The following is a 13,143-nucleotide window of genomic DNA, read 5'->3' as shown; positions in this document are numbered from 1 at the left end:
AATGGCAACTTTTTCTTCGAAAAAACTATATAGGTAATCTAAACTTTCGAGAGTAAGGTGAGCTAAAATGGGTGATTTACAAACTCTCCAGAATAGTGGTTAAATTTGGAGGAAGCTCGATTAGGAACTCTTTTGAAGATGCCTTAGAGCTTGTCCAGAAATTCTGGGAGGAAAAAAGTGAAGTTGTTGTCGTTTTGTCCGCACTTAAAGGAGTTACAGACCTTTTGTTGGAGCTTGCAGAAAGGAAAAGCCCGGAGCTTCTAGAGGAGTTTACGAACATACACTTGGCTACGGCTGAGAAATTTGGCGTCAATATAGACATCGAGGAGGAACTCAAGGAACTTAGGTTTGTGCTGAAAAATGAAAGAGCTTTCCCAAGTAAGAAGGCATACACAGATCATGTCTTCTCCTTCGGCGAAAGACTATCAGTTAAACTCTTTTCAAGCACACTAAACGAGAGGGGTATAGAGAGTGCTCCAATTGATGCCTTCTATTTGATAGAAACAAACGGAAACTTTGGGAATGCTGAAGTGAATCTGGAAAAAACAAAGAATAATCTCTGGATGCTCGAAGAGCTATTAAAAGCGGGCAAGGTACCTGTTGTGACAGGATTTCTAGGGAAGTTCAATAGCCTTAGGACAACACTTGGGAGAGGAGGAAGTGATTACACGGCCTCAGTTTTAGGGCGTCTCTTGAATGCCAGAGCAGTTTTGATCATGAGTGACGTGAAAGGAATCTATACGGCTAATCCAAGAATAGTCAAAAATGCTAAAGTTATCCCGTTTGTGTCGTATGATGAAGCTTTAATTGCTTCAAAACTTGGGTTAAAAGCTTTACACGAACGAGCCATCGAGCCTGTGAAAAATAGGGTCCCATTGATCTTTGGAAGGACAAACAAATGGAGATTAGGCACGCTAGTTTCAAATTTTACCCTTAAAATACCGTTAATTACCTACAAGATTATTGGGGAAAAAGCAAAGATTGGAGTGATTGGAGCTTCTTGTAGTGTGCCCTACCCAGTTGTTGAACAAAAAGAAGAATACACGTGTTTTATAGTGGATAGAGTTGAGCTTGAGGAGGTTTTGAATGAAATTCATGAGGTGATTTTTGGTGAAAGTTCTAGCTCCAGCAACAATAGCGAACTTTGGGCCGGGATTTGATGTCTTTGGTTTATGTCTTGCCAAGCCTGTGGATGTAATAATCTTCAAAGAAAGTGATGAGGTAACATTAGAGGTTGAAGGATTTGATGTGCCAAGTGATCCTGAGAAGAACGTTGCTTCAATATCTGCCTTTGCTCTCTTGAAGATGCTTAATATGGAAATGGGGTTTAACATGAAATTAAAAAAGGGGATAAGACCAAAAAGTGGACTTGGAAGCTCTGGGGCTTCAGCTATCGGCGGGGCACTGGCTGTGGCAAATGCCCTTGGGGTTCGAGATAAGAATCTCATAATAAAAGCTGCCCTTGAGGGAGAAAAAGCAGCATCTGGTAGTGTCCATGGGGATAACGTGATTCCAGCTCTGTTTGGTAGCTTTACAATTTTAAAATCTCTACACTATCTTGAGGTGTTTAAGCTTGATGTTGACTTTGAACTCGTCGTGGTTCTTCCAGAGGTTGAGGTTAGCACAAGGAAAGCAAGATCTGTTTTACCAAGAGATATTCCGCTAGGTGACGCTGTTAAGAACTTGGCCCTAGCAAGTGCTTTGATTTCAGCACTGAAGGAGGGAGATTTGGAGACAGTTGGAAAGCTCCTAGATGATTATTTGGTTATTCCATACAGAAAGCCCCTCATACCTTGGTTTGATAAAGTCAGAAAAGCAGCTTTGGATAGTGGAGCTTATGGGGTTTCTTTATCCGGTTCTGGACCGGCCATGTTTGCTTTGGGAGAAGATTTGCGCAACATTGGAAAGTCAATGGTTGAGGCCTTTGAGAGTGAAGGGATTAGGGCAGAGTATTTTATAACAAAAGTAGGAGGTGGGGCAAAATGCTCAGATGTATAGAATGTGGAAAAGAGTATGGAGAAAATGAAGTTAGGTATAGATGTGACTGTGGAGGTCTGCTGGAGGTATTCATTGATTTGGGCAAAGTTGAAAACGTCTTTGATGGGAGGAACATAACATTGTGGAAGTATGAGAGCTTTATTCCTGTTGAAAGGAGAGTTTCTCTCAATGAAGGGGGAACACCTCTGTATCGTCTGGAAAATCTTCAAAAAGAGCTGGGAATAGTAGAACTTTACGTCAAAAATGAAGGTGCAAATCCAACAGGCTCTTTTAAGGATAGGGGAATGACTGTTGGTGTTAGCAAAGCTTTGGAACTTGGCATGGATAAAGTCATTTGCGCCTCAACGGGCAACACTTCGGCTTCTTTAGCCGCTTATTCAGCAAAAGCAGGGATAAAAAGTTATGTCCTTGTTCCAAGTGGAAAAATTGCACTGGGAAAACTGGCCCAAGCGATAGTATATGGTGCAAAAGTTGTTCCGGTTAAAGGGAACTTTGATGATGCTTTGAGGGTTGTTGTTAAGGCCAGTAGAGAACTTGGAGTTTACATGCTTAACTCAATAAATCCCTTCCGGTTAGAAGGCCAAAAGACTATAGCTTTTGAGATTTTTGATCAGCTGGGGTTTGTTCCAGACAATATAATCCTACCCGTAGGAAACGCTGGTAACATTTCAGCCATCTGGAAAGGCTTTAAAGAATTATTCCAAGCAGGATTTATCGATGAATTGCCAAGGATGATTGGAATCCAAGCTGAAGGAGCATCACCCTTGGCAAAAGCTTGGAAAGAGAAAAAGGAATTTAAGCCCGAGGAAAAGCCAGATACAGTGGCTACAGCAATAAGGATTGGAAATCCTGCTAATTGGAGAAAGGCCTGGCTTGCTGCTGAAGAGTCAAAGGGGTTCTTTGAGAGTGTTAGTGATGAGGAGATTCTTAGGGCCCAAAAACTTCTCGCATCAAAAGAAGGAATTTTCGTTGAACCGGCATCGGCATCTTCCTTGGCTGGTTTAGTTAAGTTGAAAGAGCTTGACCTGATTAATTCAGATGAAAGCTATGTTTTAATTACAACAGGACATGGACTGAAAGACCCAAACATAATAATTGAGAACTTTTCCCTGCCAGAGCCTATAGAACCAACGTTGAGTGCTTTTAAGGAGGTTCTTTAATGGATGTTGCGATTTTGGGCGCTACAGGATTAGTTGGCCAGATGTTTGTGAGACTCTTAGAGAATCACCCTTGGTTTAAAATAGAGCGCTTAGTAGCTTCAGAAAGATCAAAAGGAAAGAAATACAGAGATATTGTAGAATGGCCTAGTGGTGATATTGGAGAGATGGAAGTGGAGGGGTTGGGAGATTTCTTAAAGGATCCAGATGTGGATTTGGTTTTTTCAGCCCTTCCATCTTCAATAGCGGGTGAAGTTGAAGAAAAGCTAGCTGAGAAGACCCCTGTGTTTAGCAACGCCTCATCCCATAGATATGAAGAGGATGTACCTATTATAGTTCCAGAAGTCAATGGAGATCAGCTAAAGCTTATTGAAGTTCAACAAGAGCAAAGGGGCTGGAAGAGGTTTATAGTCACAAACCCCAATTGCTCAACTGCAATACTGGTGCTCTCGCTTAAGGTTCTTTCAGAATTTGGGCTCAAAAAAGTGAATGTGGTAACAATGCAAGCAATAAGTGGGGCAGGGTTTAAAGGTTTATCAGCTCTGCAGATCTTTGATAACGTAATTCCATACATTGAAAAAGAGGAGTGGAAAATTGAGAACGAATCAAGGAAAATCCTCGGTCTTGATTTTGAAATATCCACTATTACAACAAGGGTTCCAGTATCTCACGGTCATACAGAAGCGGTTTTTGTCGAGCTTGGCCAAGACACAACCGTTGAAGAGCTTAGAAGAGTTTTTGAATCTTTTGATCCATTAAAAAACCTTAAGCTTCCTTCATATGCAAAGCCGATTGTCTATAGGGAAATCCCTCAGCCAAAGCTTCATCGAGAGTTGGGTAAAGGAATGAGTGTTATAGTTGGAAGATTGGGGAAAGTTAATGAAAAAACGTTTAAGTACGTTACTTTAGGCCATAATCTTATTAGAGGAGCCGCTGGAGGCTCGATCTTAAATGCTGAACTTGCTTATAATGAGAAAGTAATTTGAGGGGATTGAGGTGGAGGTAAAAACCCATACAGCTTTACATGTCCTCAAAGGTGCCGTTGTTAAAGTTTTGGGAGAAGAGGCTAAATGGACGGCAAGCGTCTACGTCAGTGGAAATCATGGAAGGCTAACTGTTAAGTTCAATAGAAAGCCAGCTGAGGAGGAAATTAAGGAAATAGAAAGTCGTGCAAATGAAAAAATCAAAGAAGATGTTCCCATATTTGTCTATGAACTTCCAAAGAAAGAAGCGGAGAAGAGGTTTGGCGAAGATATGTACGACCTCTTCCCAATTCCAGAGGAAGTTAGAACCCTTAGGGTTGTGGTTATTGAAGACTGGAACGTTAACGCATGCAACAAGGAGCATACGAAGACAACTGGAGAAATTGGGGAGATAAAAATTAGGAAAGTCAGGTTTAGGAAGGCTAAGGAACTTTTGGAGATAAGCTTTGATGTTGTTTAGCATTTGGAGGGATTGATATGAAAATAGCTGTTATTGGGGCTGGTACTATTGGAAGCGCAGTTGCAAAGGCTCTCGCAAAGAATTATGACGTGATAGCGACAAGAAGAAAGATAGAGAAAATAAAGTGGTTAGAGGAATATGGGATAGAAATAACCAGTGATAACAGGACTGCAGCAAAAGCTGCAGATGTTGTAATACTTGCTGTAAAACCAAATAAAATCAAGAAAGTTCTGGAAGAAATAAGAGAAGATATTGAAGGAAAGATCGTTATCTCTCTTGCCGCAGCGATTTCTTTAGAAGCCCTAAAGGGCTTAGCTAATGCCAAATTCGTGAGGGCTATGCCAAATATAGCAGTTCTTGTGGGAGAATCCTTCACAGCTTATGCTACAAGAGACTTAGATGAGAATGAAATAGAACTCGTAGAAGAGCTTTTCAAGACCTTTGGAATGTGTGCTAAGGTTGAAGAGGAGTACATGGATGCAATAACAGGGTTGAGTGGCTCGGGGCCTGCTTATGTCTCTGTATTCTTGGAAGCTCTCATGTATGGGGGGCTAAGAGTGGGGTTGCCAAGGGACCTTGCAATATTGGCAAGTGCACAGACCCTTTTGGGAACGGCAAAACTTCTATTGGAGCTGAATCTACACCCTGCTCAGGTTAGAGACATGGTGATAACCCCCGGAGGGACAACAATAGACGGTATTTTTGAACTTGAAGACAGCAGGATAAGAAATGCGCTCATGAAGGCTGTGGATGCTGCAACAAAGAAATCAATGATCTTGCGTCTCGAACTAGAGAAAAAGATGAAATAACCGCACTAAAGGAGGCTTAAGATTGCTTCTCAGTATTTCAAGGTACTATGTGATGTCTCCTGCACCGGGCTTCGTAGGCCTCCATTCCACCCACCAGTATCCTGGGGGAGTCTCTTGGGGCGGGTTTTCCATTTATGAGCCTCTGCGTCCTTGTGGCTTCCCTTCCACAGACGCTGCATATGGCGGTTAGGTAGACTATGTTGTCCGCTAGTGCTAATAATTCCTTGGTTACTTCAAAGGGTTCTCCCTTAAAATCTAAATTCAGACCGCTGGCTATGACGTAAACGCCTTCATCGGCGAGCTTGTTTAGGATTTCAACGATCGACATCGGGAAGAACTGAACTTCATCGATGCCTATAACCTCAAAATCCTCCTCCTTGGTTTTTTGGTATATAGTCCTTACACCTTCCTCTGTTGTAGGCACTACAAAGGCTTCATAGCTTAATCCGTTATGAGCAACGACTTTATCTTCGCTGTAGCGGTTGTCTATTGATGGCTTGAAAAGAGCGGCTTTTCTTTTTGCGAAAATCTGTCGTTCTATCCTTTTTATCAGTTCACTTGTCTTTCCTGCGAACATTGGTCCGGTAATGACTTCCAAGAACCCCTCTGGATGCATGCTTATCACCTTTTGTCTTTTGTTCTCTCATCTAAAAAGTTCTTTCCTTGGGATTTTTGGATTTCAAACAATCACTCACACGGTTTTTGCTTTAAATAACATGGCATTTAAAAATAAGATGGAAAAAATTACAAAAGAAACTCATTCTACCATGTCTTTCATTAATTCATCTACGTTCTCTGGAGGCTCTGTTACTAGACTAACAACTATTGTTGCTATGAGGGCAAAGATGAACGCTGGCACGAGCTCGTAGAGCCCTGTTATTGGCCTTATGTACAGCTTCCAAATTATTGTTGTTAGTGCCCCTACTATCATTCCACCAACTACTCCCCATTTGGTGGTTCTCTTCCAGTACAGAGAGACTATAAGGGTTGGACCAATAGCCGCTCCTAGTCCTCCCCAAGCAAAGAGGACTAACCAGAAGATAATGTCTTTTGCAAAGTATGCCAATAGCATTGCGAATATACCTGCCACAAAAACAACTATCCTACTTAAGAAAACCGCTCTCTCTTCGCTTAACTGCTCTCCTTTGTTTATGATTTCTTGGTAAAAGTCTCTTACTATGGTAGAAGCAACTACAAGTAGTTGTGAGTCAGCGGTAGAAAGTATTGCTGCAAAAACTCCACCCATAAGCAATCCATAGAGAAGTGGTCCAAAGAAGTCTGATGATAGAACAAGATATATCATTTCTGCACTTGCACCGGGAAGCATGTTGACATCTATGTACAAAGCCCTCCCTGCCAGGCCAACAAAGATTGCGCCCCAAGCTAAAACCACATTCCAGAAGGTACCTATAACGGTTGATGCTCTAAGTCTATCAGGATCGTCAATTGACATGTACCTAACAATGATGTGAGGCTGTCCGGGGGATCCTAAACCAATTCCTAAAAATCCTATAAGGCCACCTACTCCCAAGGAGAGGGGATCAACATACTTGGGATCGAGTGCCTTAAGAACTGAAAGCATTGCGTTTACTCCTCCTACCTTAGCCACAGCAACTGCAGGAAGCACTGTTAGCCCAAAGATCATTATTACCGCTCTTATAACATCGTTGTATGCAACGGCTATGAATCCACCCCAGAACCATGTAAATGAGAATCATGAGTGCCGCAATTAAAAGAGCCGTTAATGTGGACATTCCTAATGCAGTACTAAGCGACTTTGCTCCTGCATTAAACTGTGCTCCTACGTAAGCAGTTAGGAACAAGGCAATGATTATTGAAGCCACTAGCCTTATGATCTTGGATTCATCCTTAAATCTCTCCTCAAAATAATCGGGAACTGTTATACAGTTGTGTTTCTCCGAGAATTTTCTTAGTCTTATTCCCATGTAAACGAATTGGAACATCTCCGCAACGATATAACCTACTGCAGCCCAAACAGCACCCACTCCTCTTGCATAGGCCATTCCACTAAGACCAAGGACAAGCCATGATGATCTACCTGAAGAAACTGCTGAGAGGGCTACAACAATTTTGTTCATTGCCCTACCGCCTACAAAAAAGTCCTCTTCTGTTTTTGTTCTTCTCATTACTAAAAATCCTACGAATATTGGCAACAGGAGGGTAAACAAAAATGCTGCGAGTGCAACGGGGTTTTTTAGCATTTCATATGCATCCGCCACATTTTACACCTCCTACGCTTTCTTACCACTGGCGTAGTATATTACAACCGAGCACAAAACTATCAGTGTTGGTAGCACAAAAAGCACCAACTTTGCCCCAAGCATAGCACCTGTCACCTCCTATGGACATTATCGGTAAAATATGTGCCAGTGTTCATATATAAACGTTACGTTTTCAGCTAATTGTCGAAGAAAATTATGTCAAAATAATTTGGCAATAATATCAACATATGTTTCGTGTTTTTATTAATATATCACATCTTGATACTTGATAAACATAAAGAAAATCAGCAACTGTGGGGATTCCTTTATTTTTAAACTGTGGAAATTATACCCCTTAGAATTTCATACTCTCGATAAGTGCCCTTAAGATGTCTGACTTATGCCTTGTTATGAGACCACTCATCCCTTCTTGCTCTCAAAGGGGTTCTTTTCCGAAAGGTTTATATATAACTTCTTTCATAAAATAAAATGCAAATACCAATTTAGACAACTTTAGGAGGTGTGGGAAATGGCTGAGTTGCCAATTGCCCCAGTTGACAGATTGATTAGAAAGGCAGGTGCTCCAAGAGTTAGTGAGGAGGCAGCAAAGGTCCTCGCCGAGCACCTTGAGGAGAAGGCTATGGAGATCGCCAAGAAGGCAGTAGACCTTGCAAAGCACGCTGGAAGAAAGACCGTTAAGGCCGAGGACATTAAGCTTGCAATCAAGGCCTGATGGCCTTTCCCTTCTTTTGTTCTTTTTTGAGTAAACATTTAAAAATCTACTTCTGACTTTATACCATGCATGAGATAGCTGTTAGAATGACAAGGCGAAATCACAACGCTTTTGTGCATCTTTTGGGTGCACTTGAGTCTCAAGGCTTTGATATCGGTGAGCTCCTAATAACAAAGGATTTTAGCGAGATTCTGAGGGCAAAGCCTAGAGTTGTTCTATACTCTTTCTTCACCGAGGAGATTTGGGAAGTTGAGAAAGAAGTAAACATCCTAAAGGAAAAGACCAACGCCTTATTAGTGGCTGGGGGTTATCATGCAACCGCGATGCCAAGACATACTTTAAGGATGGGGTTTGATATAGCCGCTGTAGGAGAAGGGGAAGAGGTTCTATTCCAGCTTTTAACAGCCCTTAAAAAGAGCAACTTTAAAATAACAAGGGAACTCATGGAGATTAAGGGGCTTGCGTTTTACCTCGACGGTGAATTTGTCTTTACGGGTTTTGCGAAGGTTGAAGACTTTACTAAGTTTCCTCCTTTTGCGGAAAGCTCTTATCTGATAGCGCCCATAGAAATAAGCCGTGGCTGTCCCTTTGGTTGTTACTACTGCCAAACCCCCTATGCAAAGGGCTTTCGTATGAGGCACAGGCCGATAGATCAGATTGTGAGATATTCAAGAAGAATGAAGGACATGCGCTACATAACCCCAAACGCCTTCGCCTATGGCAGTCCGGGAGCAATATTAAGAGTCGACAAGCTTGAAGCCCTTTTAAAAGCTCTTCAACCCCTAAGGGAAGAGGGGAGGAGGCTTTTCTACGGTACTTTTCCGAGTGAAGTACGGCCAGAGTTCGTTAAGCCTGAAACACTTGAGCTTCTCTTGAAGTATGCCGACAACAGAAGGCTGGCGATAGGCGCTCAAAGCGGCGACGATGAGATGCTTAAGGCCATGCACCGCTTGCACACAACGGAGCATGTAAGGCAAGCGGTTGAGTATATGCTCGAATATGGGATAGAGCCTGTTGTTGACTTCATAGTTGGCTTGCCAAACGAAAATGAAGAAAGCCAGAGAAAGAGTATAGAATTTATGAAGTGGATAATGCGCAAAGGCGGAAAGGTTAGGGCTCATTATTTTATGCCTTTACCGGGAACTCCGTGGGCAAGATGCAAGCCTTCCCCACTTAGCGATGAGATGAAGAAGTTTCTTGGCAGGATGGCGGCTAAGGGCTACATTGAGGGTTCCTGGGGAGTTCAGATAGAACTCTCAAAGAAGCTCCAGAGGCTTATAGAGGAATTCTACGAAGAAAGCCCAAGCTATTTTGGAAGGGTTAATGAAGTCTGCTGAGAAAAGGATTTAATCTTTGATGTGTAATAGATAACATGCTGATAGCCCTCATAAGTGACATCCACTCAAACCTCGAAGCCTTGGAGGCTGTATGGAAAAGGGTAAAGAAAGCCGAGGTGGTATTCTGCATGGGTGATTTAGTAGGCTATGGAGCAAATCCCAACGAGGTCGTGGAATTTTTTAGAGAGGAAATGGAAAAGAGGGAAATTCTCTGCGTGAGGGGCAACCACGATAATGCTGTTGCCTTTGGGATTGCCTGGGGTTTTAATCCCTATGCAAGGGAAGCAATAAGATGGCATGAAAGGGTGATGAGCGGAGAAAACATCGAATTCCTTCGAAGGCTTCCTGTGAGGCAACTTTTTAGAACCGATGGAGAAGATTTTTTGATAATCCACGGCTCTCCGAGGGCACCTCTGGATGAGTACCTCTTTCCCTGGCTCCCCGATAGTGAATTTGTCGAGGTTTTGAAGTATTTCAGAGAAAAGAACCTTGTTGTGGGACATACACACATGCAGATGCTCAAGGAGATTGGAAACAGGAGAATAATAAACCCAGGCGGAGTTGGTCAGCCCAGAGACGGAGACTGGAGGGCAGCTTATGCATTCATAGATACGGATAGTGATGAGATAGTGTTTGAAAGGGTTGAATATGACGTTGATACGGCAGCGAGGAAGATAATAGAGGCCGGCCTGCCAAAGTTTTTGGCGTATAGGCTTTATGAGGGGTATTGATGAACCGTTCTGGTCAGCCGTAACTCGCATAAAGTTTGTAAACATCAGCACGGCTGACCTTCCCCACTCCAATCTTCATCGTGGGGCTTTCGGGGGGAACGGAGACTCCCCACATCTTCAGGCTCTCGACAGTCCCCATTCGGGCTTAAAACCCCACATATCGAGGACTGCCCATCACTACAAAACACTCCAAAAAATATTTAAAAATTTCGCCCTACAAACCCCAACAAACTTTACGATTTTAACTATTTACAAAACAGCCCCTTTATTTCTCTTTCCAAAAACTCCCAGCTTCAAACCTTTGGTTGAAAACTCTTCATTAGTTTTTAACTTTTGGTTTTGGAAAGATATAAATTCCTTTTTTCCAATTCTGAAACAGGTGAAGGTAGTGAAAGCTTATCATATTCACGTTGAGGGAATTGTCCAGGGGGTCGGTTTTAGACCCTTCGTTTACAGAATTGCTCATGAGCACGATCTAAGGGGATACGTTAAAAATCTTGGCGATGCTGGAGTGGAGATAGTGGTTGAGGGGAAAGAAGAAAAAGTAAAGGCCTTCTTGAGAGACCTTAGAGAAAAAGCACCTCCCCTTGCTAGGGTTGAGAGGATAAACGTGAAAGAAATCCCGTTTCAGGGATTTGACAGGTTTTACATAGAAAAGAGCTCCAACGGTGGGGGAGGTGGGGATTCTATAATTCCTCCAGACGTGAGCATATGCGATGACTGTCTTAGGGAGCTTTTCGATCCCACGGATAAGAGGTACATGTATCCTTTCATCGTGTGCACAAACTGCGGTCCGAGGTTTACGATAATAGAAGACCTTCCTTATGACAGGGTAAACACAACAATGAGAGAATTCGACATGTGCGATTATTGTGAGAGCGAGTACAGGGATCCTCTAAATAGAAGATACCACGCGGAACCGGTTTGCTGCCCTGTATGTGGACCGAGCTACAGGCTCTACACGAACGATGGAAAAGAAATAACGGGAGATCCGCTAAAGAAGGCTGCAGAGCTTATCGACAAGGGCTACATAGTGGCAATAAAAGGCATAGGTGGGATTCACATAGCCTGCGACGCTACCAATGAAGAAGTTGTGAAGGAGCTTAGGAGGAGAATTCTAAGACCTCAGCAGCCCTTTGCAATAATGGCTAAAGACCTAGAAACAGTAGAGAGCTTTGCAATAGTTAGTGATGTAGAGAGGGAAGAACTCACAAGCTACAGGAAGCCAATAGTGGCTTTAAGGAAGAAGGAACCATTCCCACTGCCAGAGGCTCTAGCCCCGGGCTTGCCCACTATAGGTGTCATGCTCCCCTATGCTGGAACCCACTACATACTCTTCCACTACTCAAAGAGCCCTGTTTACGTCATGACCTCTGCTAATTACCCGGGAATGCCAATGGTAATAGACAACGATAGAGCCTTTGAGGAGCTTAAGGACTTAGCCGATTACTTTTTGCTGCACAACAGGAAAATTCTCAACAGAACGGATGACAGCGTTATCAGGTTCGTTGATGGAAAAAGGGCTGTAATAAGAAGGAGCAGAGGGTTTGTTCCATTGCCAATAGATATACCTTTTGAGTATTCGGGCTTGGCAGTTGGGGCAGAGCTCATGAATGCTTTTGGAATGATAAAGGGCTCGAGGGTTTATCCGAGCCAGTACATAGGAAACACTTCAAAGGTTGAAGTTCTTGAATTCATGAGGAGTGCCATAGCCCACTTCAAGAAAATACTGAGGATTAAGGGGTTTGACCTTGTGGTTGCTGACCTTCACCCGCTTTACAACACCACAAAACTAGCAATGGAGATAGCGGAAGAGGAAAATGCAGAATTTATCCAAGTACAGCACCACTACGCTCACATTGCTTCTGTTATGGCTGAAAACAATCTTGACGAGATAGTAGGAATAGCAGTGGATGGAGTTGGCTACGGAAGCGATGGAAACACATGGGGGGGTGAAGTTTTATACTTAAGCTACGAAGACGTTGAGAGGTTAGCCCATATAAGTTATTACCCCCTCCCAGGTGGAGATTTGGCGAGCTATTATCCTCTTAGGGCTTTAGTGGGGATTTTGAGCAAGCTCTATGGGGTAGAGGAAGTAAAAGAGATAATCGAAAGGCACTGTCCAAAAGCTGTTGAAAACCTCAGATACGGGAAGGTTGAGTTCAACGTAATACTTAACCAGCTCGCAAGGGAAATAAACGTTGGTTATGCCTCCTCAACCGGCAGGGTTCTTGACGCGATGGCTGTTCTGCTCAACGTTGCATATAGGAGAACCTACGAAGGAGAACCCGCAATGAAGCTTGAGGGAATTGCCTTTAAGGGCAAAAACGATCTTGGCTTTAGCATTCCCATAGAGGGGGAAGAGCTGAAGGTTGAGGAATTATTTGAACAGGTTCTTGAAAGCAAGGCAAATCCGGCGGATATAGCGTATTCAGTTCACCTCGCTCTAGGGCGGGCTTTTGGGGAAGTTGCAGTTGAGAAGGCGAAGGAGTTTGGAGTTAAGAACATTGGCATAAGCGGAGGAGTTGCATACAACGAGCTCATAGTGAAAACGATAAGAAAAATCGTGGAAGGCAATGGTCTGAGGTTCTACTCAACGTACGAAGTACCAAGGGGGGACAATGGGACAAACGTCGGCCAGGCTTTCCTTGGAGGTCTCTATTTGGAGGGTTATCTGAGTAAAGAGGACTTGATACTTTGATTTCCTCTTTTT

Annotated in this window: 13 protein-coding genes; 10 read left to right on the top strand and 3 right to left on the bottom strand. The window is 43.0% G+C overall.

Translation table 11 applies throughout. From position 1 onward, the window contains the following. Positions 1–71 precede the first annotated feature (71 nt). From NF859_RS01925 to proC, 6 genes are read left to right on the top strand one after another with little or no spacing between them, the layout of a single operon-like run. The gene (locus tag NF859_RS01925) at positions 72–1,160 is read left to right on the top strand and encodes an aspartate kinase (protein WP_252742757.1); all 1,089 of its coding nucleotides are present in this window, start codon (positions 72–74) and stop codon (positions 1,158–1,160) included. After that, positions 1,111–1,998 carry a homoserine kinase gene (locus NF859_RS01920; RefSeq protein WP_252742756.1) on the top strand — a complete coding sequence of 296 codons (888 nt, stop codon included), beginning with the start codon at positions 1,111–1,113 and terminating at the stop codon, positions 1,996–1,998. The genes NF859_RS01925 and NF859_RS01920 overlap by 50 nt, the downstream gene beginning before the upstream one ends. Then, on the top strand, positions 1,983–3,158 hold the full coding sequence (gene thrC, locus NF859_RS01915) for a threonine synthase (protein ID WP_087037184.1): 1,176 nt from the start codon (positions 1,983–1,985) through the stop codon (positions 3,156–3,158). The genes NF859_RS01920 and thrC overlap by 16 nt, the downstream gene beginning before the upstream one ends. Continuing rightward, entirely contained in the window at positions 3,158–4,141 is a 984-nt protein-coding gene (asd, locus tag NF859_RS01910) for an aspartate-semialdehyde dehydrogenase (RefSeq protein WP_252742755.1), read from the top strand. The genes thrC and asd overlap by 1 nt, the downstream gene beginning before the upstream one ends. A gap of 10 nt (positions 4,142–4,151) precedes the next feature. Next, complete coding sequence (locus NF859_RS01905) at positions 4,152–4,598, top strand: alanyl-tRNA editing protein (protein ID WP_353936089.1); 447 nt, start codon at positions 4,152–4,154, stop codon at positions 4,596–4,598. Between the two features lie 17 nt (positions 4,599–4,615). Then, the gene (gene proC, locus NF859_RS01900; protein ID WP_252742754.1) at positions 4,616–5,407 is read left to right on the top strand and encodes a pyrroline-5-carboxylate reductase; all 792 of its coding nucleotides are present in this window, start codon (positions 4,616–4,618) and stop codon (positions 5,405–5,407) included. Between the two features lie 37 nt (positions 5,408–5,444). Here the strand turns inward: proC and NF859_RS01895 are convergent, their stop codons facing one another. The 3 genes from NF859_RS01895 to NF859_RS01885 all read right to left on the bottom strand — a co-directional run bounded on the left by NF859_RS01895 (position 5,445) and on the right by NF859_RS01885 (position 7,647). Beyond that, entirely contained in the window at positions 5,445–6,023 is a 579-nt protein-coding gene (locus NF859_RS01895) for a thymidine kinase (protein ID WP_087037191.1), read from the bottom strand. Positions 6,024–6,164: 141 nt separating this feature from the next. Next, positions 6,165–7,052, bottom strand: a complete 888-nt coding sequence (locus tag NF859_RS01890) for a sodium:solute symporter family transporter (RefSeq protein ID WP_252742753.1) — start codon at positions 7,050–7,052, stop codon at positions 6,165–6,167. Next, positions 7,009–7,647, bottom strand: coding sequence for a sodium:solute symporter family transporter (locus NF859_RS01885; RefSeq protein ID WP_252742752.1), 639 nt, complete (start codon positions 7,645–7,647; stop codon positions 7,009–7,011). Before NF859_RS01885 ends, NF859_RS01890 begins: the two co-directional genes overlap by 44 nt. 511 nt (positions 7,648–8,158) lie before the next feature. Here NF859_RS01885 and hpkB point away from each other — a divergent pair. The 4 genes from hpkB (at position 8,159) to hypF (ending at position 13,131) form a co-directional block, all read left to right on the top strand. Beyond that, positions 8,159–8,362, top strand: a complete 204-nt coding sequence (hpkB, locus tag NF859_RS01880; protein WP_004069603.1) for an archaeal histone HpkB — start codon at positions 8,159–8,161, stop codon at positions 8,360–8,362. A gap of 65 nt (positions 8,363–8,427) precedes the next feature. Further along, complete coding sequence (locus NF859_RS01875) at positions 8,428–9,699, top strand: TIGR04013 family B12-binding domain/radical SAM domain-containing protein (RefSeq protein ID WP_252742751.1); 1,272 nt, start codon at positions 8,428–8,430, stop codon at positions 9,697–9,699. Between the two features lie 35 nt (positions 9,700–9,734). Next, positions 9,735–10,430, top strand: a complete 696-nt coding sequence (locus NF859_RS01870) for a metallophosphoesterase family protein (protein ID WP_252742750.1) — start codon at positions 9,735–9,737, stop codon at positions 10,428–10,430. Between the two features lie 388 nt (positions 10,431–10,818). Beyond that, a complete protein-coding gene (hypF, locus tag NF859_RS01865; RefSeq protein ID WP_252742881.1) occupies positions 10,819–13,131 on the top strand; it encodes a carbamoyltransferase HypF in 2,313 nt (770 codons plus the stop codon). The last annotated feature ends 12 nt before the right edge of the window (positions 13,132–13,143 follow it).

It is taken from the genome of Thermococcus alcaliphilus (assembly GCF_024054535.1).
Taxonomy (GTDB): Archaea; Methanobacteriota_B; Thermococci; order Thermococcales; family Thermococcaceae; genus Thermococcus_A; species Thermococcus_A alcaliphilus.
Note: the sequence above shows the minus strand (reverse complement) of the source record. Positions and strands in the feature narration are given on the sequence as shown.

What these genes read in the sequence shown, in the direction of transcription:
- thrC (WP_087037184.1), top strand. Translation starts at nt 1,983, where the DNA reads ATGCTCAGATGTATAGAATGTGGAAAAGAGTATGGAGAAAATGAAGTT.
- asd (WP_252742755.1), top strand. Translation starts at nt 3,158, where the DNA reads ATGGATGTTGCGATTTTGGGCGCTACAGGATTAGTTGGCCAGATGTTT.
- proC (WP_252742754.1), top strand. Translation starts at nt 4,616, where the DNA reads ATGAAAATAGCTGTTATTGGGGCTGGTACTATTGGAAGCGCAGTTGCA.
- NF859_RS01895 (WP_087037191.1), bottom strand. Translation starts at nt 6,023, where the DNA reads ATGCATCCAGAGGGGTTCTTGGAAGTCATTACCGGACCAATGTTCGCA.
- NF859_RS01890 (WP_252742753.1), bottom strand. Translation starts at nt 7,052, where the DNA reads ATGATCTTTGGGCTAACAGTGCTTCCTGCAGTTGCTGTGGCTAAGGTA.
- hpkB (WP_004069603.1), top strand. Translation starts at nt 8,159, where the DNA reads ATGGCTGAGTTGCCAATTGCCCCAGTTGACAGATTGATTAGAAAGGCA.
- NF859_RS01875 (WP_252742751.1), top strand. Translation starts at nt 8,428, where the DNA reads ATGCATGAGATAGCTGTTAGAATGACAAGGCGAAATCACAACGCTTTT.
- NF859_RS01870 (WP_252742750.1), top strand. Translation starts at nt 9,735, where the DNA reads ATGCTGATAGCCCTCATAAGTGACATCCACTCAAACCTCGAAGCCTTG.